A 12,013-nucleotide genomic window follows, 5' to 3' on the forward strand; every position below is an offset into this window, starting at 1 on the left:
TATCCTCATAAATACAATGTTAGTGTTTAGCAATATTACCGGTTTAAGATCCCTTCCTCCCAGCGTCCTATTACGGAATAGTTCTTTACTTCCCCATCGCTCCAATGATGTTTAGTCCTTTAGTATGTTAGTTCCAGAATATTCCTAGTTAGAATTAACCAATCTTTATATAACCGGTCCTGTATGTCTTGACCGCTCGAAATATCGACTTATACAATGTATTTTGTAGAAATTTAGCAAAATATTAGATGGAGGACTGTAGATGTTGAAGCTAAGACTATTTGCCCCCCTGCTTTTGGTTATGTCATTATTTATAGGATCAAGCCAAGTATTTGCAGGTGTAATTTTTCGCGATACTGACAACCACTGGGCGAAAGCGACCATTGAGTGGGGAGTCGAGAAAGGAATAGTGAACGGGTATGCGAATGGTACGTTTATGCCCAACCAAAATGTGACCGAAGCGGAGTTCATCCGTATGCTCGTGGTCGGCATCGCGGGCAAGGATTTAGAGGAGACTTACTTGACCGAATTCTGGTCAGATAAATATTATAACTTCCTTCATTTTAAAAATTATCCGGTCCGCGGTTTTGCAGACAAGAAGATTCGGAGTACCTATATTACACGCGCCCAAGTCGCGGAACTTGTCTCCAGCGCGGATGGAGTCAACTATTCAGGAGATCAGGCCATTCAATACGTGCTTGGCAAAAAGTATGCACTAGGACGAATTAAGGGCGAGAACACGATCCGGGGATTTATGGGCCATGAGACCATCACCCGGGCAGAAGTGCTCCAGCTCATTAAAAATCTGACGAATCACGGTATGTCCAACCTGTACGACCGCCCGACCGAAAGCAGCCCTACGGCCAGCCTACCAAAACTCCCCACACAATGGGATGTATACCGGGATAATATGTACATAGTAATCCGTCAGAACGTGTTCACAAAATATAGCGGATATCGCATTTACGACGACGGCGACAGCCGTGTAGTCATGACCCGAACGAAGCAACAGGGTCAAGTCGATAATGCAGTTTCTGTACAATTTGAACCTCAAATCTTGTCGTTCAGCAGCATATCTCTGTCCGACAGCAACGACAGCACGCAGCGTAATATGCTTGCGGACGTACTGGATTTGTACGGCTTCAAAATCGATAAAAGCTATCTTCTGACCAAGATCGATTCAGCGGTCAAAAATAAAAAAGAAATTCAGCTGAAGGTCAGTGGAAAGACAATCGTCATTGATCCCCTCATCTCCAGCCCGGAAGGACAAATCAAGGTTTACTATAAATGGTGGGATGTTGCCCGCGCATAACCTTAGTGCTTACATTTCATGATGAGATAGCCATATAAACTCCTTGATCTCTGTTTCAGCACTACGCATGCGGATCATCCTTCCAATCCCTGTTATCCCCAGATTTTTTCAGAATGGATAGTATGGTCAAATCCGGGGATAAAGGGGACCACTTCGTTTCTCCAGCATGATTCCGCCTTATCCGTTGAAACTAGGTACCTCTGATGTATAGCAAACAGCCGAAGAACAAGCCACTGAAGAAAGTGATTAGACAGTTAGGGCACCCCCTTTGTCTGTTATGAGACGCTACGAGTACGAAGCGTACGAAGCGTTCCTCCAATTACTTTAGCTCCCGAATTTCCTGAGTTATGTTTCCTACCAGCCCCTCATTAGAGCGGCTACGTCTCCGATTGCCTTGCGTCCGGCCGGGCTTATTCCGCCAAGCTGGAAAAAGCCGTGATTTACCCCCAAATATCTCTGGCACTGGGCATTCCCCCCCGCTTTCAACAGGCGGCGGTAGAGTTCCTCCCCTTCATCAACCAGCGGGTCAAACTCCCCCGTTAATATATGCGTATCCGGGAGTCCAGCCAAATCGTCCCTATATAAGGGGCTGGACTCAGGATGTTCAGGAAGTATATTCCCCTCGAAATACGCCTCAAATCCGCTGAGCAGCATATCCCGTGTAATGATATAGTCGTCGCCGTATTTCTTATAACTCTCACTAGAGCCCTTCGCATCCAGCATCGGGTAAATCAAGATCAAGCGCAGAATCCATGATAAGCCCTCTGATTTCAACCGCAAGGAAGCTACAAGGGCGATATGACCTCCGGCGCTGTCTCCAGCCAGGGTAAGCTTGTCTGGGTTCCCTCCCCAAGCAGGCGCCTGCTTCTTAATGATCCGTATCGCTTTCACTGCATCGTCATGGGCAGCAGGATAACGATGCTCCGGTGCGAGCCGATAATGTACGGCCACACGAGGCAGCGACCCTGGTTGGCCAATTGCCGCATCTGACGGTCATGCGTTTCGAGATCGCCACTTACAAAGCAGCCACCGTGGAAATAAATCATCACGGGAAGATTGCTCTCATCCAGCGGTCTGTAAATCCGCAGCTGAACCTCGTCAAAGTTATAGTCTTCGATTTTCCAGACTGCTACCACCTCTCCGGCAAGATCAATCGTTGCCAAATACCCCTTCCGTCGTTCCTCAAAGGTCTGTAGCCTGGCCGAAGGGCGGCCGGCCCGGATAAATTGTTCCACGGATTCCCTTATTCGGGGTTCTAAACGATCGAGTTCTGCCATCTATCAAATTCATCGAGTGAACGCCCTCTTCAAGCGACGCAGGAGCTAAGGGGGTGGTGAATCGGGGACATCTGTGAAATGCTTGTAACAATTCCTTTCAAATCACTCCCACAATCCAAATATATGTGGTAATATAAAATAGAACATACGTTTGGTTTCAGGGGGGGTGAATGTGTGTCAGAACCAACATATAGAACCTATCAAATCTGGATCAAGCCCGGCCATCGGTTGTATGCGTACGCGGAGCAGATGTGTCAGGACGCCAAGAATTTGTACAATACGACGAACTTTTATATCCGCCAAGTGTTTACGGCACTCAGGCAGGACAAGCCTCTTCAACCCTTGCAACAACAAGTCATGGACACGTTACTGACGAACATCGGATTGATGAACGTACGCCAACTTGAAGCCCATCAGGCGAGACTTCAGAAGCAGCTTCTGAAACCAGCCGACCAGCGGAAGGATTCCCGCTGCCACCTGTTCGAATTGCCGACGAAGGCATCTCCTTATGTGGATTATCCCTTTCTCGATTGTCTGTTCAAGACGATGGAACAAGCGGATTACCGGGCGCTCCCTGCACAATGCAGTCAGTGGGTTATGAAGCGTGTATTTTCCAATTGGCAATCTTTCTTCGCCAGCATCACGGATTATCGAGTGCGACCTGACAAATACGCCGGAAGACCGCATATTCCCGGCTACGCCCGCACCAAAGCCAAGGAAGTCGTTTTCACCAATCAGGATTGTGAGATCAAGGATCGCAAGTACCTCAAACTCCCAAAGACGAAACAGCGGCTCAATATCGGCAAGCTCGGCTATACAGAGGGAGATTTGAAGCAGGTACGCATCGTTCCGAAATACGGGCAATATGTCGTGGAACTGGTATTCGCTTGCCCAGTAGAAGCGACAGATGTCGCGAAAGAGAATGCGCTGGCGATTGATTTGGGCATTGATCAGCTTGCAACCATCGTCACAAATACGGGTCATCGACCGGTATGCGTGAAGGGCAAGCCGATAAAAGCAATCAATCAGTATTACAACAAGTTGAAGGCACATTATACTGGGATTCTCCGCCAAGGCAAACAACCGCAGGAAGGTGCATTTTCATCCAAGCGACTAAATCGGCTGCATCTGAAGCGTCATCGGAGGATTAAGGACTTGTTTCACAAGACGAGTCATTATATTGTCAGACTAGCTGCCGAGCAGAAGATCGGGACAATCGTCATCGGATACAATCAGGGATGGAAGGTGGAATCCGATATGGGGCGGAGCAACAATCAGTCGTTCTGTTACATTCCACATCAGATGCTTGTTTCGATGATCCGGTATAAAGCCGCGGCACTCGGAATCGAAGTGATTCTCACCGAAGAGGCGTATACGTCGAAGGCCAGTTTCCTGGATCACGACCCATTGCCCAAGTATGAAGAAGGAGTTACAAGGGCCTTCTCGGGCAAGCGGATTCATCGCGGGTTGTATCGAAGTCGGAAGGGCCTGATCCATGCTGATGTGAACGGAGCAGCGAATATCATGCGTAAAGTATTCCCAAAAGCATCCGCCAATGGGATAGCGGGGTTGGTCGGTAGCCAGTCCGTCAACGTGTCAACTCCACTGATGTTAAGCATCCAGTAATAAGCAGAGATGATACATCAGAAACCCCCAATGATTAATTCTATCTCTATCGTACACGAACTTATGTTTCCGTCACACCTAAAAAACGAGCAATAAACTTATCTGACATAAAAGAAACAGCCCCTATAATCAGGGCTGCTTCTTCAACATCAAGCTCCAATACTGCCGCTTATTCTCTTTGACAATACCGGACGAATCCACCAAATATAATACAATCCACATGCCAGAAGGGCTCCAGCCGTCGCCAAAAAAGGAAGCTGATAGTTTTGTACGGACAAAATCAAGCCGGAGGCAAAAGTAGCTAATGACGATCCTAAACTTCGGAAAACCGATCTCATGCCTGCGTATAAGTTTCGCTCTTCATCTTTAAATGCAGACATCAGCAGACTATCCAAAAGGTTAGACAGCATCGTCGCACCTCCGCCGCGCAGCAAGAACATAACCGCAAACAGCCATACCGGCATGATCATGTATAGAGATACACACAGCAAGATATTTACCACAAAAACGGAAATAATGGCTATGTTGTATCCGAATCGTTCCATAATATATGGAGTCAGTAACGAACAGATAAACAATACGATACCGTTGATTGCCAGTAGAAGTGATACCTGATCATCCATCCAGTCCAGACGGAACTTTACAATGACATTCAGAAAAGAGCCTGTCAGAGCGATAGAGCCTCCAAGCAAAGCCGTAAACACAGCAAACAGCCACAAGGTTCTGGACGATATTTTAGCCATTAATATGGAAAATCCTCCAGAGGGCGATTTTTCTATCGCTTCCTCCTGTGATCTCTTCCTTTCCGTTGGCAGCCAAAACGCTCTTATGACTCCATGCAGTACAAGCACCAAAGCGGTCAGCAAGAGAGTAACTTCATATCCCCTGCTCCCCTCAAAACCTTTCGCAATGTAACCGGCAGCTAAGGTACCTAAACCCGTAAAGGCAGTAAAGACAGCAAACATTAGAGAATATGCGCGTGCCTCTTCTTTCCGGGACTTGCAATAATGGAAGAGCAACTGGATCTCTGTTGTCTCGACAAGCGTTAGACCGGCGGACACCAGAATTTGAGCAGCATAAAACCAAATCAATTCCTCACTGACCGCAAACAGGACATTTCCTGCCGCGATAAAGAATACTCCGGCTACAAGCAGCTTCTTTCTCCCTATCCTATTAGCTAGCATTGACACGGGTATGGCAAGAACCCCCATAATCAGAATCCCAGTGGACACCAATGCTCCGATCTCATCTTCCCTAAGACCTCTAAAAAGTAAGTGTAAATTTAGAACAAGTGTGTATAGACCAATACCTACACCGTAAAATGCTTCGCTAATGAGAAAGCGGCGTACACCCGTAGACAGCTGAAGCAGGTCTTTGATGTAAAAGGACATGTCATTCCCCTTTTCCTGTAATCCGGTGTAACCTTATACGAATAACAATCTTATTCATATATTTTCGCTTCCGAACGCATTCGGTAGCTTAGTGCCCCCGGATCCGTGTCCTCCGCCGCATAGGCCTGTAAAAGGATACGGAACTGGAAAGGTTCCGGCTTGACGGTATGCTCGGGAGATTGTGCAGGACCGCAGCTGTTGCTTCCAAGCCCGTTCTGGCGGTAATCCAAATTGAGCGTAATAAAATTGCTCGGAACAAGATCACTTATATGCATGGCCGCTTCCAGGTCAATGTCGGTGTACCTGCTTGCGCTAAAATTGAGAACAGGCACACCCGTGGCAAGAAGGCCCGTCCCAGCACCATCTGCAATAGAGATCCACCGGACATCCGTACGGTTACCGTTCTCCTGCGGATAAATATAAGGCGTAAACAAACCGTCTACCGTACTCCGGTATTCACCAAAGCGCCCTGCTTCCTTGCTGTCCGGGTAACTTTCACCCGGTCCCCTGCCATACCACCGGACATTCTTCATATCTCCCGCGATCTTCAATTGAAGCCCGATTTTCGGGAGCATGGCGGGTGGTGTTCCTATCGGTTCTCCCTTCACGTCCATCATAATCAAGCCGCTGGAAGTTATCGTATATGATGTTTCACAACGGAAACCCCAATCATAAACCGGTGGCGCGATGCGGGAGTTCCACTGGATTCGAACACAATTATTATCCAAGCGCTTCCACTCAAAATGATCAATCCGCTCCGTCAACCGGTCCAGATGCGCTTTACGCCAATCCGGTAGCACATACATATCGTTATCAATCGGCGGACGCCAAAAATTCAACCTCGGCCCACCAAGCGTAATATTCTTACCGTTCAAACGCAGGGATTCAAAACCGGGATGAAGTGAATCCAGAGAAAGCTGGAAACGATCGGTCTCGACAATAAGTCTTCGCTTCTCCTCGGTTAAGCGGAGCTCTTGTTGCCGTATCGGGTCCAATTTGAACTGAGAAACCGCTGGGGCTCGCAGCGTAGATTGAGACCAAGCTACCTCGTGCCCTCGCGCAGCCCAGCGGCAATCCGCAGCTATCGTAAAGGAAATTTCAAGCCACATTTCCGCATGCGGATCGACACCTGCCTCGATCTCGTCCGCGTTCAACGGAACTAAGATCTCTTCACCCTTTCCGGGTTCAATACGGGGAATCGGCATTACTCCACTATGAACAAGTCGGCCTTCCGCCAGAATCCGATAATGGGCCTGAAGATGATCCAGCGTAATAAAATCATATCGGTTCATGACGAGAAGGCGTCTGTTATCGAGCATTTCGACACGGACCGGTTCAATGACCTTCTTGTATTCCAGAAGTCCAGGAGAGGGTGTACGGTCGGGACGCACTAAACCGTCGATTACGAAATTGCCGTTATTCGGCACATCCCCGTAATCCCCACCATAAGCATAATCCTCCTTGCCGTCCGCTGTCTTTCTGCTTAGCCCATGATCTATCCACTCCCATACGAAGCCACCCTGCAGACGTCGATGCGCTTCGAAGGTATCAAAATAGGGCCGCAGTCCGCCCGGGCCGTTGCCCATCGCATGGGCAAACTCGCACAAAATATGCGGCTTGGGATGATCCGTCATTTTACCGAAAGCATCCATCTTCTCGACAGATGAGTACATGGTGCTTACCACGTCACATACCTCGGCTTCCCGGTCTTCCTCATAATGGATCAGTCTCGTCTGATCGTTCTCCCTGCACCACTGAGCCATCGCACGGAAATTGCACCCAAACCCGGATTCATTGCCAAGTGACCAGAACAGAACGGACGGGTGATTTTTGTCCCGCTCCACCATTCGGCGGACCCGGTCGACGTAGGCCTCCTTCCAATCCGGATCATCACTTAAGCGTGAGATATTGCCAAGCAGCTCGAATCCATGTGTCTCCAGATCCGTTTCCTCCATAACATACAGTCCGTATTCATCACACAGATCGTAGAACCGCGGATCATTCGGATAATGAGCCGTCCGCACAGCGTTAATATTATGCTGCTTCATTAAAAGGATGTCTTCTTGCATCGTGGACAATGTAACGGTTCTTCCCGTATCTGGATGATGATCGTGGCGGTTTACTCCCTTAAGTAAAATGGCCTTTCCATTCACCAGGAACTGGCCGTCCCTCACTTCTATGCAGCGGAATCCGACGCGCTGTGCGATGGTCTCCAAGAGTTGGCCCTGTGAATCCATCAAAGTGATGACTAGATGATATAAGGTCGGGGATTCGGCACTCCACAAGGCCGGTTCCTCCATTGCCAGTTCAAACTCCTCTATAGAGGAATGAGCAATGACCCTTTCAGCGGCTGCAACCTGTTCACCAGTACGGTTGAGCAGCTGCAACTTTACGTTTCCTGCGGATTCTGTTCCCTCCAGATCAATCCGGACGTTCAGATTGGCGTTTCGGTACTCGGCATCCAGCTCGGTGATAACGCGAAAATCAGCAATGCGGAGGGCAGCAGGTTCGGCAATCAGATAAACGTCCCTGAAAATGCCGCTTAACCACCACATATCCTGATCTTCCAAATAGCTTCCGTCAGACCACTGGTATACCCGGACCGCCATCTTGTTGATTCCAGACTTAACATAAGGCGTCAGGTCGAATTCAGAGGTTAGCCGGCTCCCCTGGCTGTAGCCGATAAATGAACCGTTCAGCCACACATGAAACGCACTGTCCACGCCATCGAATTTGATATGGATCTTCTGTCCGTTCCAATAATCCGGAAGCTCGAATTCACACACATAACTGCCTGTCGGATTCTCAGTTGGCACATGCGGCGGATCTACCGGAAACGGGTAATACAAGTCCGTGTAGTGCGGACTTCCATATTCCTGCAGCTGCCAGTGTCCTGGAACAGGTATATCCTCCCACTCAGACACGTCGAAATCCTCTTGATAAAAGGCTTCCGGAGCAGCCTCAGGCTCCTCCGCATAATGAAATTTCCACATCCCATTCAGCGATTTATACCAATCTGATCTGCCTCTGTCATAACTTAAAGCTCCTGCCATGTCTGCAAACGGAATAAAATAAGCACGGCTCTTGGAACGATTTCGCTCCAGAACGCCGAGTTGTTCCCAGTCCCGGCCTAAACGGTTGTCCTTCATTTATGTCTCCATCCTTTCCAAGTCATCTTTATTTCTCTATCCTTTTATCCCTGTAGTTGCGATTCCGCCGACGATATAGCGCTGAGCAAAGAAAAATACAGCAAGCGGCGGAATGGAGATCAAGCATGTAACGGCCATAATAGATTGCATATCGACACCATGCATCCCCTTGAACTGGGACAATCCAAGCGTGAGCGTGTATTTCGTCTGATCATTCAGGAAGATGAGCGGACCCAGATAATCATTCCAGCAACTCATCATTTGGAACACGGCAACAAGAATCAGGGAAGGCCCCATCAACGGCACGATAATCCGCAATAACACCGTCATTTTTCCGGCACCATCAATCGTCGCCGCTTCATCGAGATCCCTCGGCAGGGTCATGATGAACTGGCGCAGCAGAAAGATAAAATAAGCGGAGCCGAACCAAGATGGAACGATAAGCGGCTTCAATGTGTTGATCCAGCCCAAGTAGTTGAACTCCATATATTGTGGAATCATAGTCACTTCCCATGGAATCATCATGGTAGCCAATACGATGAGAAACAGAGTATCCCGTCCCTTAAACTCGAATCTGGCGAACCCGTAAGCCACCAGTGTGCAGGATATCAGCTGTCCAAGCGTCGCCAGCATCGTAACAATCAACGTGTTTTTTAAAAACATATTAAAGGGCTGAATGTTCCATGCCTCCGCAAAGTTGCTAAACTGCCAAACTTCCGGAAACCATTTTGGAGGAAACAGATAGAGCTCCTGCTGTGACTTCAGCGCTGTTGTTATTGCCCAGAACAAGGGAGCAATGAACAACAGGGAGCAGCATATGAGCATGGCATACGTGAGCACTTTTTTCATACGGATTGCTCCTTTCTGCTGGCCTTAGCCTTTCTTTTGGCTGGCTTTGGCTTGTTCCTCTTCATCTCGCCCTCATAGAACACCCAGGCCTCCGACGATTTGAACACAAGGAACGTCAATGTCAGGACGATCAGGAACATGAACCATGCATTCGCTGCAGAGTAACCCATTTTAAAGTATTTAAAGGCATTCTCGTACATGTACATCGCGTAAAAATACGTAGCTTTCATCGGTCCACCGCCCGTAAGCAGGAGAGCGAGAGTTAGCTGCTGAAAGGCAGCAATAATGGAAGTAATCAAGTTAAACAAGATCGTTGGCGTTATCATCGGTATCGTCACACTAAAAAATTGTCTGATCTTTCCCGCTCCATCTATGGATGCCGACTCATACAGATCCTTGGGAATTCCTTTAAGCCCCGCCAGAAAAATAAGCATCATGGCGCCCTGACTCCAAAGGCTTGCAATGACCATCGCTACCAAAGACCACTTCGTATCGTTCAGCCAGTCAGGTCCTTCGACACCGAACACCGATAAAAAGTAATTCAGTATTCCATAATCCCCGCTGTACACCCAGGACCAGATCATGGCAAGAGCTACACCGGAAATGACTGACGGCAGGTAGAATGCTGTGCGAAAGATCGCACTCCCTCTAACTTTCTGGTTCAGCAGCATGGCAAGTCCCAAGGCCACAATGATATTAAGCGGTACGAACAAAGCCGCGAACTTTAAAGTGACCATCAGCGATGTCCAGAACAACGGATCATTAGAAAACATTTCCTTATAATTGACTATGCCGATAAAGGTCACTTTACCGACAATCGGCCAATCAAAAAACGAAATCACGAGGGAAAATAACAGTGGACCTAAAGTGAATACTACAAATCCGAATATCCATGGAAAAATAAAGAGGTAGGGCGTAGCCCCACCCCATCTTTGTTTTCCCAATCGTTTCGGGGCGGCTGTCTGCTTTTGTGAGTGGGGCACATGAGTCTCGGCCATCTCCGAACCTTCTTTCTAAATATTATTTCAAATAACGTTCGCTATCCTTAACTGCCTGGTTCAGCACTTCCTGTGCGCTGCTTCCAAACATAACGGACTCCACAGCCGCCGACAGCTGCCGGTTCACTTCATTCCACTTCAGATTCAGCAGGAAAGCCGGCGTATTATCCGAACGTTCCAACATCGTATAGTACGGTTTGTACAGCGGGTCTTGGTCCTTCTTCAGCTCATTAACCACGCTTACCCGAACAGGGAGGTCGGACACCCGCATTTTAATAGCTTCATCCGACACGTAAAATTTGATGAACTCCCATGCAAGGTCTTTATGTTTGGAATCTTTTGCAATCGACAGCGCAGATTCCGCGAGAATTCCTTTAACGGGCTTGCCGGGGAATGCCGGCATCTCCACAGTACCTACATCAATACCGGCCTCTCTGAAGCCTTCCAGTGGCCAAATTCCGCTTTCCCATATCGCGATCTTCCCGGCTTTGAAAATATCCTCTCCGCTTTGCTGTCCCTTGCCACCGGTAAGCACGGCAGAGCCGTTCTTGATCATATCTCCCAGCATCTGAATCGCATCCGCTGTTTCTTTGCTGTTCATAAAGCCTTCAATCGTCTTTCCGTCCTCCGAAATGAAGGAACCTCCGTTGCTCCATACCAGTCCTTGAAGATCATACGTATCGTTTTCAGCCCGGACACCAAAGCCGTACTGCTTTTTGGATTTATCCGTCAGCTTCAGAGCGATCTCCTGAAATTCATCCCATGTCCATCCATCTTTCGGATAAGCAATGCCTGCTTCATCGAACAGCTTCTTGTTATAGTAAACCACCCGGGTTGTGAAGCCAGCCGGAATACCGTACAGCTTATCCTCGATCTTCCCGTAGTTGAACAATCCCTGATAAAAGTCATCAATATTTAAGTCCTTATCATCGCTTGCATAGCTGTCCAGTGGCTCTAGCGATTGGTGATACGTAGGAAAATCCCACATATACATCACATCCGGCGGATTAGCTGCACCGAAGCCTGCGGCTAGCTTTTGATCGAAACCATCCGCATAGGCTTCAACCTGCACTTTTATTCCCGGATTCTTTTCTTCAAACTTTTTGGCGATTTCCTGCTCGATTTTGAGCGTATCTCCTGAATCCCAGGAAGCAAATCGGAGTGTGGTGGTTTTTGCTGGCGAATCTCCGCCCTTTTCCTTATCCGCATCGGAACTTCCGTTACCCCCGCACGCGGCCAGCACGGTTCCCATTAGTGCCACAATGGATACCAGAGTCATCCATGACATTCTTTTTTTCATATTGTCAGCTCCCCCTAAAGTATTGAGGCCATTATTAATTGAACCGCTTTCATCATAACTCGAATGAAAGCGGTTCAAAACGTGCACCGATATGCAAAATATCGTTATTTT

At 48.2% G+C, this 12,013-nt stretch carries 7 protein-coding genes and 1 pseudogene; 2 read left to right on the forward strand and 6 right to left on the reverse strand.

Features of this window, described 5'->3' with window-relative positions:
- Positions 1-262 precede the first annotated feature (262 nt).
- Positions 263-1,312, forward strand: a complete 1,050-nt coding sequence (locus AC2TF5_RS22200; RefSeq protein ID WP_491299292.1) for an S-layer homology domain-containing protein — start codon at positions 263-265, stop codon at positions 1,310-1,312.
- A 354-nt stretch (positions 1,313-1,666) separates the two neighbouring features.
- Here AC2TF5_RS22200 and AC2TF5_RS22205 read toward each other — a convergent pair.
- Positions 1,667-2,589 (reverse strand): annotated as a pseudogene (locus AC2TF5_RS22205) (alpha/beta hydrolase).
- A gap of 174 nt (positions 2,590-2,763) precedes the next feature.
- Here AC2TF5_RS22205 and AC2TF5_RS22210 point away from each other — a divergent pair.
- On the forward strand, positions 2,764-4,215 hold the full coding sequence (locus AC2TF5_RS22210) for an RNA-guided endonuclease InsQ/TnpB family protein (RefSeq protein ID WP_491299293.1): 1,452 nt from the start codon (positions 2,764-2,766) through the stop codon (positions 4,213-4,215).
- A gap of 149 nt (positions 4,216-4,364) precedes the next feature.
- Here the strand turns inward: AC2TF5_RS22210 and AC2TF5_RS22215 are convergent, their stop codons facing one another.
- Genes AC2TF5_RS22215 through AC2TF5_RS22235 form a run of 5 tightly spaced genes read right to left on the reverse strand, consistent with a single transcriptional unit; the run spans position 4,365 to position 11,902 of the window.
- Positions 4,365-5,606: an MFS transporter gene (locus tag AC2TF5_RS22215; RefSeq protein ID WP_491299294.1), complete on the reverse strand. Its 1,242-nt coding sequence runs from the start codon at positions 5,604-5,606 to the stop codon at positions 4,365-4,367.
- A gap of 50 nt (positions 5,607-5,656) precedes the next feature.
- The gene (ebgA, locus tag AC2TF5_RS22220) at positions 5,657-8,755 is read right to left on the reverse strand and encodes a beta-galactosidase subunit alpha (protein ID WP_491299295.1); all 3,099 of its coding nucleotides are present in this window, start codon (positions 8,753-8,755) and stop codon (positions 5,657-5,659) included.
- A gap of 36 nt (positions 8,756-8,791) precedes the next feature.
- Positions 8,792-9,604, reverse strand: a complete 813-nt coding sequence (locus AC2TF5_RS22225; RefSeq protein ID WP_491299296.1) for a carbohydrate ABC transporter permease — start codon at positions 9,602-9,604, stop codon at positions 8,792-8,794.
- Positions 9,601-10,602, reverse strand: a complete 1,002-nt coding sequence (locus AC2TF5_RS22230) for a carbohydrate ABC transporter permease (protein ID WP_491299297.1) — start codon at positions 10,600-10,602, stop codon at positions 9,601-9,603. Before AC2TF5_RS22230 ends, AC2TF5_RS22225 begins: the two co-directional genes overlap by 4 nt.
- Positions 10,603-10,624: 22 nt before the next feature.
- Positions 10,625-11,902 carry an ABC transporter substrate-binding protein gene (locus AC2TF5_RS22235; RefSeq protein WP_491299298.1) on the reverse strand — a complete coding sequence of 426 codons (1,278 nt, stop codon included), beginning with the start codon at positions 11,900-11,902 and terminating at the stop codon, positions 10,625-10,627.
- Positions 11,903-12,013 lie beyond the last annotated feature (111 nt).

The organism is Paenibacillus sp. JNUCC 34, assembly GCF_058269055.1.